Source organism: Candidatus Kinetoplastibacterium galatii TCC219, from assembly GCF_000340905.1.
In the GTDB taxonomy this organism is placed as follows: Bacteria; Pseudomonadota; Gammaproteobacteria; order Burkholderiales; family Burkholderiaceae_B; genus Kinetoplastidibacterium; species Kinetoplastidibacterium galati.
The window spans coordinates 705,603-720,679 of the sequence record NC_020284.1 but is presented as its reverse complement, the minus strand read 5'-3'; the positions used below and the strand labels follow the sequence as shown (position 1 = coordinate 720,679).

General features: G+C 31.5%; 15 protein-coding genes. 9 read left to right on the top strand and 6 right to left on the bottom strand.

The genetic code is table 11. The annotated features are described in order from the left end of the window. The first annotated feature begins 15 nt into the window (after positions 1-15). From cydB to cydC, 4 genes are read left to right on the top strand one after another with little or no spacing between them, the layout of a single operon-like run. The gene (cydB, locus tag ST1E_RS03335; protein ID WP_015389830.1) at positions 16-1,170 is read left to right on the top strand and encodes a cytochrome d ubiquinol oxidase subunit II; all 1,155 of its coding nucleotides are present in this window, start codon (positions 16-18) and stop codon (positions 1,168-1,170) included. Between the two features lie 23 nt (positions 1,171-1,193). Further along, positions 1,194-1,292, top strand: a complete 99-nt coding sequence (gene cydX / locus ST1E_RS04000) for a cytochrome bd-I oxidase subunit CydX (protein ID WP_083877877.1) — start codon at positions 1,194-1,196, stop codon at positions 1,290-1,292. A gap of 5 nt (positions 1,293-1,297) precedes the next feature. After that, positions 1,298-3,028 (top strand): thiol reductant ABC exporter subunit CydD, encoded by a 1,731-nt coding sequence (gene cydD, locus ST1E_RS03330; RefSeq protein ID WP_015389829.1) that lies wholly within the window; start codon positions 1,298-1,300, stop codon positions 3,026-3,028. Next, positions 3,025-4,701 (top strand): thiol reductant ABC exporter subunit CydC, encoded by a 1,677-nt coding sequence (gene cydC / locus ST1E_RS03325; protein WP_015389828.1) that lies wholly within the window; start codon positions 3,025-3,027, stop codon positions 4,699-4,701. Before cydD ends, cydC begins: the two co-directional genes overlap by 4 nt. Positions 4,702-4,789: 88 nt before the next feature. Here cydC and ilvA read toward each other — a convergent pair whose 3' ends face one another. Both ilvA and ST1E_RS03315 read right to left on the bottom strand, forming a co-directional pair. Then, positions 4,790-6,298, bottom strand: a complete 1,509-nt coding sequence (gene ilvA / locus ST1E_RS03320; protein WP_015389827.1) for a threonine ammonia-lyase, biosynthetic — start codon at positions 6,296-6,298, stop codon at positions 4,790-4,792. Positions 6,299-6,392: 94 nt separating this feature from the next. Continuing rightward, positions 6,393-7,103 (bottom strand): YggS family pyridoxal phosphate-dependent enzyme, encoded by a 711-nt coding sequence (locus ST1E_RS03315; RefSeq protein ID WP_015389826.1) that lies wholly within the window; start codon positions 7,101-7,103, stop codon positions 6,393-6,395. A 172-nt stretch (positions 7,104-7,275) separates the two neighbouring features. Between ST1E_RS03315 and def the strand changes: the two genes are divergently transcribed. The 4 genes from def (at position 7,276) to ST1E_RS03295 (ending at position 11,396) form a co-directional block, all read left to right on the top strand. Continuing rightward, positions 7,276-7,812, top strand: coding sequence for a peptide deformylase (gene def / locus ST1E_RS03310; RefSeq protein ID WP_015389825.1), 537 nt, complete (start codon positions 7,276-7,278; stop codon positions 7,810-7,812). An 8-nt stretch (positions 7,813-7,820) separates the two neighbouring features. After that, positions 7,821-8,777: a methionyl-tRNA formyltransferase gene (gene fmt, locus ST1E_RS03305; protein WP_015389824.1), complete on the top strand. Its 957-nt coding sequence runs from the start codon at positions 7,821-7,823 to the stop codon at positions 8,775-8,777. Between the two features lie 29 nt (positions 8,778-8,806). Further along, positions 8,807-10,165, top strand: a complete 1,359-nt coding sequence (gene rsmB, locus ST1E_RS03300) for a 16S rRNA (cytosine(967)-C(5))-methyltransferase RsmB (RefSeq protein WP_015389823.1) — start codon at positions 8,807-8,809, stop codon at positions 10,163-10,165. A gap of 535 nt (positions 10,166-10,700) precedes the next feature. Then, entirely contained in the window at positions 10,701-11,396 is a 696-nt protein-coding gene (locus ST1E_RS03295) for a response regulator (RefSeq protein ID WP_015389822.1), read from the top strand. A 26-nt stretch (positions 11,397-11,422) separates the two neighbouring features. Here the strand turns inward: ST1E_RS03295 and ST1E_RS03290 are convergent, their stop codons facing one another. After that, the gene (locus tag ST1E_RS03290; protein WP_015389821.1) at positions 11,423-12,343 is read right to left on the bottom strand and encodes a methyltransferase domain-containing protein; all 921 of its coding nucleotides are present in this window, start codon (positions 12,341-12,343) and stop codon (positions 11,423-11,425) included. 102 nt (positions 12,344-12,445) lie between these two features. On the opposite strand from ST1E_RS03290, the gene ST1E_RS03285 reads away from it, so the two are divergent. Beyond that, on the top strand, positions 12,446-12,913 hold the full coding sequence (locus tag ST1E_RS03285; RefSeq protein ID WP_015389820.1) for a tRNA (cytidine(34)-2'-O)-methyltransferase: 468 nt from the start codon (positions 12,446-12,448) through the stop codon (positions 12,911-12,913). A 22-nt stretch (positions 12,914-12,935) separates the two neighbouring features. On the opposite strand, the gene ST1E_RS03280 is transcribed toward ST1E_RS03285, so the two are convergent. The 3 genes from ST1E_RS03280 to ST1E_RS03270 form a co-directional block, all read right to left on the bottom strand. Next, positions 12,936-14,024: an NAD(P)H-dependent glycerol-3-phosphate dehydrogenase gene (locus ST1E_RS03280; protein ID WP_015389819.1), complete on the bottom strand. Its 1,089-nt coding sequence runs from the start codon at positions 14,022-14,024 to the stop codon at positions 12,936-12,938. Continuing rightward, on the bottom strand, positions 14,017-14,472 hold the full coding sequence (gene secB / locus ST1E_RS03275; protein WP_015389818.1) for a protein-export chaperone SecB: 456 nt from the start codon (positions 14,470-14,472) through the stop codon (positions 14,017-14,019). Before secB ends, ST1E_RS03280 begins: the two co-directional genes overlap by 8 nt. Before the next feature lie 74 nt (positions 14,473-14,546). Then, entirely contained in the window at positions 14,547-14,954 is a 408-nt protein-coding gene (locus ST1E_RS03270; RefSeq protein WP_015389817.1) for a rhodanese-like domain-containing protein, read from the bottom strand. Positions 14,955-15,077: the final 123 nt, after the last annotated feature.

The following is a 15,077-nucleotide window of genomic DNA, read 5'->3' as shown; positions in this document are numbered from 1 at the left end:
TTTATTGAGATTGTCATGGAATCTTTTATTTTTTTAGAATATTCGACCTTAAGGTTCTTGTGGTGGGTATTTTTGGGAGCATTGCTTATTGGTTTTGCTGTTACTGATGGTTTTGATCTGGGTGTAGCATCTTTATTGCCTTTAGTTGCTAAAAGCGATAAAGAAAGAAGGGTGTTAATAAACTCTATTGGCCCCGTGTGGGAAGGTAATCAGGTTTGGTTAATAACAGCTGGTGGTGCTATTTTTGCTGCCTGGCCTTTAATATATGCTGCATCTTTCTCTGGTTTCTACTTAGCAATGTTATTGGTATTGGTTGCGCTAATCATAAGACCAGTTGGGTTTAAATATCGTAGCAAACTTGAATCTAGTTCATGGCGGAGTTCTTGGGATTATTTATTATGTTTCTCAGGAGTTGTGGCTTCTTTAGTGTTTGGTGTTGCTATGGGGAATATAATCCTAGGTGTTCCAATTGAATTTGATCAAATTAGTTTAAGAGTTTCTTACAATGGAAACTTTTTTGGATTGTTTAGACCTTTTTCCCTGGTTACAGGAGTGCTGAGTGTTGTAATGCTTGCTATGCATGGTGCAAATTTCTTGGCATTGAAAACAGAAGGTGTTTTGCAAGAACGATCTATGTTTTATGGGAAAATATTTTCATTTTTAACCGTAGTTGTTTTTGTAGTTGCTGGTTTTTTAGTAAAGAATATTGATGGTCAAATTATAACAAGTATTATAGATTATAATGGCCCTTCTAATCCATTATTAAAAGTAATAGAATTACAAAAAGGAGCATGGCTATTAAATTATGAAAAATGGCCTATGGTTTGTATTGTACCTATAGTTGGCATATTAGGTCCGATAGCATCATTTATAGCTATTGGCAAACAGTATCATGTGTCGGCATTCATTGGCTCTAGTGTGAGTATAGCTGCAATAATTGTTACTGTTGGAGTTTCTTTATTTCCTTTTCTTATGCCTTCATCTTTTGGAAACTGTAGCAGTGGATTGACAGTTTGGGATTCTTCCTCAAGCCATTTAACTCTTTGGGTTATGTTTTTATCAACTCTTTTATTTTTACCTATAGTTATAGCTTATACTTCGTTTGTGTATAGAGTTATGAGAGGAAAGGTAAATGATAAATCAGTTGCAGAATCTCATAATTCTTATTAGTTTTTAATATTGGAGATTTATAGATGTGGTATTTTTCCTGGATTCTGGGGTTGGGGTTTGCTGCTACTTTTAGCATTATTAGTGGCATACTTTTTGAATATAAAAATAATAATATTGATTAGTTGTAATGAGCAAAAGCAATATGCTTGGTAAATCAGGAAAAGTGTGGCTTGGAAAGCTTATTGTTTTTGCTAAATTTCATGTATTTTTGGCAATTTTACTGCCGTTGTTTGGTAGTGTTTTGTTAGTTTTACAGTCATGGATATTGTCTATTATATTGAATTCTGCTTTTGTTGAGCATATTAGCAGGGATAATTTGATGAGTTCAATTTATTTATTTGCTTTTTTAGTAATAATGCGTGCGAATATTATTTATGTACAAGAATTATGTGCTATAAAAGCATCCGAGATAATAAAAACTAATATAAGAGAAATATTGTATAGAAGTTTATACGAAAATAGTTATATATGGACCAGAGGTCAGGTTTCTGGTTCCATTGCTAGTGGTATAGTTGAGCAAGTAGAATTATTGGATGGTTATTTTCACAAATATTTACCTATCTCTATTAGTGCGGTAATTGTTCCTATTTCTTTTTCAATTATAATATTTTACTTCGATAAAATAATAGGGACTATATTATTTATAAGTGTGCCTTTGATACCATTATTTATGGCATTAATTGGCTATGGTGCAGAGCGCGCCAGTATTAAATACTTAGATGCATTCTCATGGCTTTCTGGTTTTTTTGCAGATAGATTAAGAGGTCTAATGACGTTAAAATTGTATGGCTGTGAAGAACGAGAGCTTACCTCGGTAGTAAATGCAAGTAATGATCTTAAAGATCGCACATTGTCGGTTTTAAAAATTGCTTTTTTATCATCTGCCGTATTAGAATTTTTTTCTGCTATGGGTGTTGCTTGTATTGCTGTATACGTTGGTTTAACTTTTTTAAATTTTATCAATATAGGAAGAGAGTCATTTAACCTACAGTTAGGTTTGTTTTTCTTATTAATGGCTCCAGAAGTTTATAATCCTTTAAGGCAAATGGCTTTATATTACCATGATAGAGCATCAGCTCATGCAGCAGTAAATAAAATCGAAGAATTATTTAATGGATTGCCTGATCTTAATCATCCATCATTAACCAGTACCGAAAATTGCAAAAGTATTAATCATAGCTCTTCCATAGGAAATTCAATATTAATGTCTGTAATGGATTTAGAAATTAAAGATTCTAATTCTAACAAAAATATATTAAATAAAGTGAGTTTTGATATTATTAGATTCAATCATATAGCTTTAACAGGTGTTAGCGGTGTTGGCAAAACATCCTTATTGGAGTCTATGGTAGGATTAAGAAAATATGATGGTCAAATTAAATTTGAAGATCATGACTTAATGCATTTAGATGAAGGTTTTTTGCGAAGAAAGACTTTTTTAGTAAGCCAGCATCCTTATATTTTTCAAGATAGTATTTTTGAGAATATTAAAATAGCAAATCCTAAGGCTAGTTATGCTGAAGTATTAGAGGCGTCAAGGTTAGCTTTAGTATATGATTTTATTAAAAATCTTCCTAAAGGTCTAGACACTGTATTAGGCAAAGGGGGAATAGGAATTTCTAGAGGACAAATTCAAAGATTAAGCATGGCGCGTTTATTTCTTAGGGATCCTGATTTTATATTATTAGATGAGCCTACAGCACATTTAGATAAAGATACTGAAAAAAAGCTTCTGCAAAATATACTTAATTTTTCAAAAAATAAAACTTTAGTTTTAATCACACATTCGCCATCCGTATACGAAAATATGCCGATAGTTTGGCGCTTGGATAATGGTAAGATTAATAATATTTTATGAAAACATTGTTCAGGCTGTTATATTCATTATATTCAAATAATAAATTTAATTTGTGTGTTTCTATTATTTTGTTATTTATGACCACTGCATCTGGAATTGTTTTATTAGGAGTCTCCGGATGGTTGTTGACTGGATCCTATATAGTTGATATAGGAGCTATGTTTAATCTATTCATGCCTTCTGCGCTTATAAGAATACTATCACTAATGAAGGTTGTATTTCGTTACGCAGAGAAATTGATAGGTCATGCTACTATTTTTAAATTATTATCAGATCTTCGTGGTTTTGTATTTAAATCAATGATTAAACTAGATCCTAAGGAGTTATCTAAGTATCGTAATGGTGATTTAGTATCTAGGATAACTAGTGATGTCGATATATTAGATATAGTATTTTTATTATTTCTAGAACCATTTATTGTGATACTTATATTGGCTTTTTTATTTTACCTATTTTTTTATTGGTTTATACCAATAAACTCTTTGATTATAGCATTTATTTCGTGTGCTGCTATCATTCTTGTTCCTTTATTATTAATAAAATTTTCTAAAAACAATGGAATGTATATTCAACAATATTCTTCTGACATGAGAGATTTTATATTGGAAACTATAGACTCACATATTGATATAACCATCATGCAGTTACAAGAATCCAAGAAAAAAGAATTTAGCTATATTTGCTCCTTAATATCTAATTATAAAAACAAATTATCCACTATAGCTGCTACTGGACAGTACGTACTATCCATTATATCTGGGTTTGGGATAGTACTAATTATTTATTTTGAAATAGGTTGCTTTGAGAATAATAAAGTTGAAGCTCCTTTGCTAATTGGTATATTATTAGCATCTTTTGGTTTATTCGAAATGTTTTCTTCCATTATAAAAGGATCTTCTTGCTTAGGGTCTGCTATCAAAGGATCTGAGAGAATAAGCGCTATCATTAACACTAAGAACAGTATAAATGATATAGATAACCCAGTTGATCTACCAATGTATGGTGAGATTATATATAGCAATGTCAGTTTTTCTTATTCTGATATAAACAATAATTATGAATCTGTTGTATTAAATAATATAAATTTAAAAATAAATATTGGAGAACATGTTGCTATTACAGGGCCAAGCGGATCTGGAAAGTCTACTTTATTAAGTTTACTGCTTCGTTTAGAAGATGTTTCTAGCGGTTCTATTACTTTTAATGGTCATGATATAAGAAGATGCAAGCAATCAGATTTGCATAACAGGATAGCTTTTTTGAGCCATGATCCAGCTATATTTCTAGGAACATTAAGAAGCAACATAATTATAGGTAATCAATCAGCTTCTGATGAACTAATATTTGAAATACTTAATTTAGTTAATTTATTGGATTTTATTAGAAATTTACCTTATGGACTAGATACTTTTATTACTGAAACAGGATCTAATCTTTCAGTTGGTCAGGCTCGTAGGTTATGTCTTGCTAGAGCATTAATATCACCAGCTTCTGTTCTTGTGCTTGACGAGCCCACGTCTGGATTAGATAAGCTATTAGAGCAAGAATTCTTCAGGGATTTGAGGAGGGCAGTAGGCACAAATCGCAGTGTCATAATGGCAACACATGCTGATGTTCTCCCTTATGATGATATAAAAATGTATAAATTAAATAATGGCAATCTTTTCTACTAGGTAACTATATAAGTAAGCATAGATCATCCCATTATCCATAATAATGGAAAAACTAATAATAGATAATGGGGAAAGAAAAGCTAAGTAATTAAAGAAATAAGCTGTATGCAGGATTATTTGTTTCATCCCAATAAGGGTAAGACAACTCTGTCAAAAACTCTTTAAACAGTTTTCTATCTTTACTTGGAACTTGAATTCCAATTAGTATTTGTCCATAGTCAGCACCATGATTTCTGTAATGGAAAAGGCTAATATTCCATTCAGGATCCATAGTATTTAGGAAATTCATAAGTGCTCCAGGTCGTTCTGGAAATTCAAATCTATATAATATCTCGTTATCGCTAAGATTTGATTTCCCGCCAACCATATGTCTTAGATGGCTTTTTGCCATCTCATCATATGTAAGATCAAGCACATCAAATTTGTTTTGACGAAATATTTCTGCTATTTCATCTGATTCACTCGACGATGATATCTGCAATCCCACAAACACATGCGCTTTTTCTGAATCTGATATTCGGTAATTAAATTCTGTGACGTTGCGCTTGTCAATTAATTGGCAGAAATTCTTAAAGCTACCACGTTGCTCAGGTATTGTAACTGCGAATACTGCTTCACGCATTTCACCGACATCAGCTCTCTCAGCAACGAATCTGAGCCTATCGAAATTCATGTTTGCACCGCATGATATAGCTATTAAGGTCTTACCTTTAATATTTTTCTCTATTACATATTGTTTAGCTGCTGCTACTGACATGGCGCCAGCTGGTTCTAAAACTACTCGTGTTTCCTGAAAAACATCTTTTATTGCGGCACAAATCGAGTCTGTATTAACAACAATAAACTCATCTACATATTGTTTTGTCAGTTTAAATGTCTCAGTCCCAACAAGTTTTACTGCTGTTCCATCTGAGAATAGTCCAACATCCTTCAGATGTACACGTTTTCCAGCTTTTATGCTGCGTAACATTGCATCAGAGTCAGTTGTTTGTACTCCAATTATTTTTATTTCTGGTCGCAATTGTTTTATATATGCAGCAACACCTGCTATTAAACCACCTCCACCTACAGCAACAAATATAGCTTCTATAGGGTCTGGGTGCTGATGTAGTATTTCCATACCAACAGTACCTTGTCCAGCAATGACGTCTGGATCATCGAAAGGATGGACAAAGGTTAGTTTTTCTTCTTTTTCTAGCAGCAAAGCATGATTATATGCATCAGTGTAACTTTCTCCTGCCAGTACAACTTCACCTCCTAAACGACGTACAGCATCTATTTTTAATTGCGGGCTTGTAGTAGGCATAACAATTACTGCTCTACAACCTAATCTTGTTGCAGAAAGAGCAACACCTTGAGCATGATTTCCAGCAGAGGCTGCTATTACTCCATGGCTCAGAGCTTCTTTAGATAGATTAGCCATCTTATTATACGCACCCCTTAGCTTAAAGCTAAAAACTGCTTGAGTATCTTCTCGTTTTAATAACAAGTTATTTGACATTCTCTTGCTTAGAAGAGGAGTCGGATCTAATTTTGTTTCTATTGCTACATCATAAACTTTAGATGTTAGAATGCGTTTTAAATAATCTATAGGCATATTAATAAATTTTAGTAAAAATATTGTTAATCTTAGTTTCCTAAGTCGATAAATTTAATTCTGAAATATATTGTTTAATATTGATAATATCCTTCTATGTATAAATCCTTTTTCCGAAAAGTATAGAACCTAGACGTACTTCAGTGGCTCCTTCCTCAATTGCAATTTCAAAATCATTACTCATCCCCATGGAAAGTTTTCTTAAGTCTACTCTAGGTATTTTTTGTTCATTTACTTTTTCCATTAGATTTCGCAGTAAACTAAAACATTTTCTTATAATTTTATGATCTTTTGAGTTTTCTGCAATAGTCATTAGACCAACAATTTCTAAAGATCTATAGTTTTCAGAGATTTTGCCTACAAAATCTATTAATTGATCAGGGTCTAAGCCATATTTTTGTGGTTCTGAAGAGGTTTTTACCTGAATTAATGTTTTTAATGATTTTTTTTCTAGCTTTAGATGTTTATCTAAAACCAAGGCTAGCTCTAATCTATCCATTGATTCTAATTCATCTATATAATTAATAGCTTCTTTTGCTTTATTAGTTTGTAGATTTCCAATCATTATCCACTTAATATTTTTACTGATTTTATTATATTTTTTACGTAATTCTTGTATCCTATTTTCTCCAAAACATGTGAAACCAGATTTAATCATTGATTCTATACATTCTGTATCAAAATGTTTACTAACAGGTAATATACTAATTTCATCTGGTTTGCGACCAGATCTAATGCAGGCATCTGTAATAAGTTGTTTAACATGATTTATTCTGTCTGTAATACTGTTATCAAACTCATTCATTTCTATTCCATTGAGTATTACTTTTAATTTATTTCTAGAAATTTACTAGATAGTCATATTCACACAGTCTTATTTTAACTGAATTATAAAACTTTGATATAATATAAACTTGTAGAATAAAACTATCACAAATTGTTTGTGACGTAAATTTAATATCTGATATTTATTTCAAATGGCACTACTTAATATACTGAATTATCCTGATAAACGTCTCTATAATATAGCCAAACCAGTTTCTGTTGTTGATTCAAGGGTTAGGGATATTATATATGATATGTTAGAAACTATGTATAATTCGGATGGTATTGGGTTAGCAGCAACCCAAGTAAATATTCAAGAACGCATAGTTGTTATTGATATTAATAACAGTAATGGTTCTGATTTTATATCTCTTATTAATCCAGAAATAATATGGAGGAGTAACGAAGTACAGATAGATAATGAAGGATGTTTATCTGTACCAGGTATATATGATAAGGTTGAAAGATTCTCTGAAATTGTTTGTGTTGCCATGGACAAGGATGGAAACAAAGTTAAATATCATGCTGACGGTTTGTTTGCAAGATGCATACAGCATGAGATCGATCATCTAGATGGAAAGTTATTTGTAGAATATTTATCAAGTTTCAAACAAGATAGGATAAGATCTAGGTGTAAAAAATCTAAAACTAAGACTATAGCGTCTTCTGCTAAGTCTACTATAAGGTAACAGCTGCGATGCGTATATTGTTTGCAGGTACTTCTGAGTTTGCTTATGATCATTTACTTAGCTTAATATCACTAGGTTATAATATTCACACTGTTTTAACCAAGCCTGATCTTCCTTCTGGTCGAGGTTTGGAAAAAAAAATCGGTATTGTGAAACGTTTGGCTATGATAAACAATATAAATGTTATACAGCCTGATACATTAAATAAAGATAATCTTTCCGCAAATTTTATTTGTGAATTAAAAGACATAAGACCTGATATTATGATAGTAGTATCGTATGGAATGATACTGCCTAGATGGATACTTGATATTCCTAGATTTGGTTGTGTGAATGTGCATGCTAGCTTGTTACCAAGATGGCGAGGAGCTGCTCCGATACAGCGTGCAATAGAATCTGGGGACAAGTATACTGGCATAACTGTTATAAAAATGGATGAGGGATTAGATACTGGTGATGTGCTATTTAAGTCTAGTATTCCAATTCTTAATCATTATAGTGCTTTAGATTTACAAAAATTATTATCCGAAGAAGGATCTTATGCGATCGATTATGTTTTAAAAAATATTGAAACAATAATTCCTGAGCCACAATCAACTTCTAATATAACTTATGCAAAGAAAATAAAAAAAAATGAGGCATTATTAGATTTATCTGATGATGCTATTTCCTTATCTAGAAGAATCCGTGCATTTAATCCGTATCCAGGTGCTATCATAAGAATAAATAATTTTACTGAATCTTTAAAAGTTTGGGATGCTATCCCATTAGAAAACAGTAGCATTGAGGGAGTTCCCGGATCCATAGATTCGTTTGATGATGGAGGTGTGAATGTTTTCACCAAGCGTGGTATATTACGTCTAACTGAATTACAGAGACTAGGTTCAGGCCGTTCTTCTATTAAAGATTTTATTAATGGGTACAAGTCTAGACTTCGTGTTCATAAAGATATGACTACCAAATAATTTAGATAAGTTTATTCATTTAAATGAACATGAAAATTATAAATTGCAATGAGTTGTCAGTTCAGTTATCAGATACTATGATGGTGACATCACATGCTATATTAGAAGTATTGCAAGGAAGGTCATTAACATGCTTTCTGGATAAAATAGATACTCCTGTTAAAAGATCATCTGTTCAATCATTAAGTTTTCATGCAATGAGATATTTAGGATGGGCAAGTGCTGTTGGAAAATGTTTAATAAAAAAGTATCCAAACAAGCTATTTGAGTCTTTATGGCTATTATCATTAACTCTATTGAAATTTTCTAATCTTGAAAAGAACGAAAAGAATTTAAAATTTGTTCCAATATATAAAGATTTTGTTATAGTTAATGAAGCTGTTAATGTTACAAACAACATGACTTTATTAAAGCCATATAAATCATTACTAAATGCTGGATTACGTAATTTTCTAAGAAAGAGATGTTTTTTAGAAAATATGGTAGAAGATAACCTCGAGGCCTGTTGGAATTATCAACGTTGGTGGATAGATAATTTGCGTAGTGCTTATTATGACTCATGGGAAATGATGCTATCACTTGCTAATATCCCTTCTCAATTAGCAATAAGAGTTAATACCAGGCAAATAGACAGAGATAGTGTAGTGAGTATATTCTTAGAAAATGATATTGATTGCCGACGTTTTGGAGATTCTGGAATTATTTTACAGAAAAAAATTATATCAAAATTAGATAACTTAGTAGGGTTCTCAGAAGGATGGTGGTGCGTGCAGGATGCTGGTGCTCAATTAGCTGGGTCTATATTAGGTGTTGAGGATGGCATGAGTGTTTTAGATGCATGTGCTGCTCCTGGTGGTAAGGCTTCGCATTTACTAGAATTAGCAAACATTAATCTTTTAGCCCTGGATTGCGATGAAGTAAGACTTAACAGAATGAAACAGAATCTTGAAAGATTAAGATTATATTCTGACAATGTTAAACTTATGCATGCTGATGCTATGGATTTAGAAAAATGGTGGGATGGAAAGTTGTTTGATGCTGTTTTAGCTGATGTTCCATGCTCTGCTTCTGGTATAGTTAGAAAGCACCCTGATATTAGGTGGTTAAGAAAAGAATCTGATATAAAAAAATTTGTTTTAAGGCAAATAAAAATTATAGATGCTTTATGGAATACAGTGGCTCCTGGAGGGAAGATGCTATATGTGACATGTTCTATTTTTTATGAAGAATGTATTGGTCAAGCTTTGTCTTTCTTAGATAGGCATAGTGATGCCATATTTCTCGATTCTCCAGCTCAGATTCTACCTGTTTCTTGCAACAATGATAACATTGTATCTCACGATGGCTTCTTTTATGCATTATTTAAGAAAAAATTTAGTTTCAACTAGCGATGAGAATATTTACTTTTGCTTTGTAATTTAATTGAATAAAAAACATATAAGCGTATGCAAAATACTCTTTTATAGTCTGTATATGTTATTTTTATAGTTTTTTTACACAACCTTTTGCTAAATATATTTTATTACTTGATATTATTGAAGATATATTTATGTATGATTTTCTTTTATTAAAGATTATTTAGCTATCATATATAATTTTTTTGATAATGTTATATAGTCTAAATGATAGTAAAATTTTCTATACATAGTATTGAATAGTATAACAATTAATTTTATTACATATACAAGTATCTACGAATTTAATGATATGTCATAATGTAGCCATTGCAATAAGTTGATGTTTTATAGTTATATCTATTTTATTTATTATTAATTGATAATAAGTGCTATTTGAGTTTTAGGTTTACTATTAATAATTATAATTTAATATTTGTGCCAGCTATGTTTATAATTTTTAAGGAGATATAGTAGAATGAGTGTTTTTTTGCATTTAAGGTATTGGCTATATAATGGGTGGGTATTTATGGCCAAAATCTTAGTAGTAGATGATGAAGTAGGTATACGTGAGCTCTTATCTGAGATCTTATATAATGAGGGTCATACAGTCGAACAGGCAGAAAATGCAGCACAGGCTAGGGAAATACGTTTACGTTTACGCCCAGATCTAGTTTTATTAGATATTTGGATGCCTGATACAGATGGGGTAAGTTTGCTAAAAGAGTGGATCTCGCAAGGTTTATTGACTATGCCTGTTATAATGATGAGTGGACATGCAAGCATTGATATTGCTGTAGAAGCTACACGCATAGGAGCTATGGATTTTTTAGAGAAACCGATCTCTTTGCAGAAATTATTAAAGACTGTTGCTGCTGGATTACTTAGAAATAGAACATTGCAATCCTCAAATTTTAAAACCCCTCGTTCTGTTACAAAAGAAATTACAAGCGCTAATGAGGATTCTAGTTGGTCTGATACATGCTTAGTACCAATTGATCAAAATGGCAGTTGTAAGCTTGGTAATGTTTCTTTAGATCAGCCACTGCGTGATGCCCGTGATGCTTTTGAGCGCGTTTATTTTGAATATCATTTGATGCGTGATGGTTATAGCATGACCCGTGTTTCTGAAAGGACTGGATTAGAGCGTACGCATCTTTATCGCAAACTGAAACAACTTGGCATCACTTCGACAAACAGAAGAAGAAATAATGATTCTAAATGATACCTTAGACTATTTTACGCTGTAATTTAAAATGAGTTTGTTGATTGAAAGGCCATTTTTATCGTTTTCTCAGAGTTGTTTTTGCGGTTAGTTTTTCGCCATGCATGACCATATATTATTTCAATAGTTAAGTTAATTAACGAGTTGTTACGCTGTTTATCTAGCGATTCACACAATGCAGTTAGCCATGCTTTGCTTGCAAGGTTTTTTTTGCGGTTCATGCTGGCATTACCACCTATATAATGCACATCTCTTAAAAGTCGTAATGGATTTTTGTATGTCAATGTGATTGTATCCTTGTGCATAACAGGATTTTCGAATCCATTATGTATCAGCATATCTCCAACATCATGCATATCGATAAAATACATCATTTCCGTTTCTATTTTAGCATTGTTTATAGCTGATCGTACTTCCTTTATTGTATCAGGACCAAAGTACGAGAATACTACTAATCCATTATCTTTAAGTATTCTGTGCCATTCATCAATAACACTTTTTGGTTTATTATGCCAGTGTAAGGCTAAATTCGACCAAACCATATCAATAGATTCTGATTTTAGTCCAGATGCACTCATGTCTGATTGTATAAATATAGGTACTGATTTTTTAGTTAAGATGTCTTTTATTTTATTAAACATTCCTTTTTGTTTAAATTTTTTATGACCAATATTCAATAAATGAAATGATCTATCTATTCCAATATAATTAAAATTTTTATATATGGATTGTAGTATAGATAGGTTATTACCGATTCCACAGCCTGAATCCACTATATTTTTTGGTTTTATTTTTATATACTTAAGATTATTTGCTAAACGACTCGCTATTTCAGCATACAAGAATTGCGAATTCACAAGACCATTCCGTCTTGAGAACTGTTTAGATACATGAGATATATTAATAGGTAGAGAAGATTCTTTTTCTTTGTCAGTATTGTTGATCATATTATGAGCCTAGTACATAAAATTTAATATATTTTTCATGGTATTGCAAATATATAGTACACTATTCAAATAATCATAATTATATATTATGCATGGAGTTATATGTTTAATGTTATTTTGGTTTGTCCAGAGATACCGTCGAATACAGGTAATGCTATTCGTTTATGTGCAAATACAGGTAGTTTTTTGCATATAGTAAAACCAATGTCATTTGATCTTGATCATACCAAATTAAGAAGAGCTGGTTTAGATTATCATGAATGGCAGCCAATACGCATACATAATAGCTTAATAAATGCTATAGATTTCATTGGGACTCCAATGAACAGGTGTTTTGCCCTCACTACAAAATCCAGTAATATTTTTTCAAGAGTTAAATTTTATCCTGGTGATGTTTTTGTTTTTGGCAGAGAAACCTCCGGTCTCTCTGATGAAAACATGAATCTTTTCTCTAAGGATCAAAGGCTCTGCTTACCTATGTTGGCTAGTCAAAGGAGCTTAAATTTATCGAATGCTATTGCTATAACAGTATATGAGGCTTGGAGACAAAATAACTTTAATTTATCTTAAACCATCTTAATTTAAAATACAATTATTCTTGACGTGCTTCTCTTTCTAAGAGCGTTGCTACTGCGTCCATTGGATTTGTTTGTTCGAATAATATTGAACAAACAGCTTCAATTATTGGCAAAATAAGATTCATGTTTCTAGCTCTTGCTCTAACAGACAAGGCGCATCTGACACCTTCTGCCGTGATTTTTGAATTTAGTATCTCTGCTATTGGGTTTCCGTGACCTATTTTTATACCTATATTACGGTTTCTGGATAAGTTGCTTGTCGCTGTGAGTACTAAATCTCCCAGTCCTGATAATCCATAGAAAGTTTCATTAATAGATCCTAATGAAACTCCAAAACGTCTTATTTCAAGAAGTCCTCTAGTAATTAGAGCTGCTCTTGCATTATCTCCTAATTTCAGTCCATCTGATATCCCACAAGCTATTGATATGATATTCTTTAATGCGCCACCTACCTCTACACCTATAATATCGCTACTGCTATATATGCGTAATTTATTATTATGTAGAGCATCTATTGCTATATTACATAAGTTACTAGAGTCACTAGCTATTGTTAGTGCAGTCGGCAAATCTAACGCAACTTCACTTGCGAATGAAGGGCCAGATAATATACCATGTGTAAATTTTGATGATCTTAGATCTCTTTGTATTATTTCATGTATAAGATTTGAGGTATCAGGTTCAAAACCCTTACAAGTCCATATCACCGGTATATTTTGTGGTATGTAATTTGAATATCTGGATAATAAAGAGCAAGTTTCAGATACGCCAGAGACAGGAACTCCAGTTATAATTAAAGGCTGAGTATTATCTGCTATTACAAAGTCTAGAGCGTGATCCATATTATTTGTTATTAATAGATCATCATTAAATTTTACTCCTGGTAGATGAACTCTGTTTTCTCTGTATACAAGCATATTATTTGTTTGCTCAAGATTTCTAGACCATAGACAAGTATTATTTTTCTTAGATGATGCTATAGCTAATGCTGTTCCCCAACTACCTGATCCTAATATGAGAACATTCGTTTTATTATAACGAGCACATACTTCTTGTTTGTCTTTATGATTATCAGCAGGTTTCAAATGTTTTTGATCATTCATTGGAATATTGCTCATACAAGGCTTGAAAATTTACGTTCTCTAGGTGAAATGCTGGCATAGACATCCTAGATAACATGTCAGCTACATTGGCCCTTAGATAAGGATATATTATTGTATAGCAATTTATGCTAAGCAATTTATCTATATCTGTTTTATTTATATTTTTAAATTCAAAGATACCTGATTGAGTTATTTCTATAATGTAAAGTGTTTGTTCTGATACCAAAGCACTAACATTGACTGTTATATCAGACTCGAATATGTTATCTGAGAGTTTTTTTCCCCCTACTTTTATATTAACATCTACTTTGTACCTATCCATATCAAGGAAAATGCCAGGGGCATTAGGCATTTCTATAGATAGATCTTTTAAATATATACGTTGTATATTGAATTCTTGTGTATTGCTTTGTTGATTTTGTGCATTATTATGGTTATCATTTTTCATGATTATCTTTCTTTTAAGTTTATTTAATTTAAGCTCTGATAATATTTTTATATTATAGAATTATACTGTAGTGTCTATTTTTTTATTATTGGCAGTTCATTGCTTATCCATTCATTCATGCCACCGATTAGAAATAAAACATTTCCAGTACTATGATTTTTGATTTCTGAAGCTAGTTTTGAAGAATCTGTGCCATCTTTACAAATAAGTATTACAGGCTTATTTGTAAATTTATTATTAGATTTAAGATCATCCGAATTAGTATTGTATGATTGAGGTATATGTTTTTCTTTAAATTCGTTGGGTGTTCTTATGTCTGCTAATATAGCTTCATTTTTGTTAACTAGATTTATAGCTTCATTTAGCTCAATACCATTAATGTTTTTCCTGAGGTAAGGCATTAGTAACATAATAGCCGAGATTATGGCAATAAATAAGAATAGAATATTATTATCTTTAATAAAAAAATTTACTATATCCACTTTGTTTCCTGAAAATTATAGTTTAATTAGAGTTATTTATTAACTTTTAATGTATATTAAATAACATGTTACGTTAAATAAAAAATAAGAAATGATATTTTAATTATTTGTGTGAGTATATCA

Coding starts and splice junctions, on each gene's coding strand:
- rsmB (WP_015389823.1), top strand. CDS start 8,807: ATGAAAATTATAAATTGCAATGAGTTGTCAGTTCAGTTATCAGATACT.
- cydD (WP_015389829.1), top strand. CDS start 1,298: ATGAGCAAAAGCAATATGCTTGGTAAATCAGGAAAAGTGTGGCTTGGA.
- ST1E_RS03295 (WP_015389822.1), top strand. CDS start 10,701: ATGGCCAAAATCTTAGTAGTAGATGATGAAGTAGGTATACGTGAGCTC.
- ST1E_RS03285 (WP_015389820.1), top strand. CDS start 12,446: ATGTTTAATGTTATTTTGGTTTGTCCAGAGATACCGTCGAATACAGGT.
- ilvA (WP_015389827.1), bottom strand. CDS start 6,298: ATGCCTATAGATTATTTAAAACGCATTCTAACATCTAAAGTTTATGAT.
- secB (WP_015389818.1), bottom strand. CDS start 14,472: ATGAAAAATGATAACCATAATAATGCACAAAATCAACAAAGCAATACA.
- ST1E_RS03280 (WP_015389819.1), bottom strand. CDS start 14,024: ATGAATGATCAAAAACATTTGAAACCTGCTGATAATCATAAAGACAAA.
- ST1E_RS03290 (WP_015389821.1), bottom strand. CDS start 12,343: ATGATCAACAATACTGACAAAGAAAAAGAATCTTCTCTACCTATTAAT.
- ST1E_RS03315 (WP_015389826.1), bottom strand. CDS start 7,103: ATGAATGAGTTTGATAACAGTATTACAGACAGAATAAATCATGTTAAA.
- cydC (WP_015389828.1), top strand. CDS start 3,025: ATGAAAACATTGTTCAGGCTGTTATATTCATTATATTCAAATAATAAA.
- fmt (WP_015389824.1), top strand. CDS start 7,821: ATGCGTATATTGTTTGCAGGTACTTCTGAGTTTGCTTATGATCATTTA.
- def (WP_015389825.1), top strand. CDS start 7,276: ATGGCACTACTTAATATACTGAATTATCCTGATAAACGTCTCTATAAT.
- cydB (WP_015389830.1), top strand. CDS start 16: ATGGAATCTTTTATTTTTTTAGAATATTCGACCTTAAGGTTCTTGTGG.
- cydX (WP_083877877.1), top strand. CDS start 1,194: ATGTGGTATTTTTCCTGGATTCTGGGGTTGGGGTTTGCTGCTACTTTT.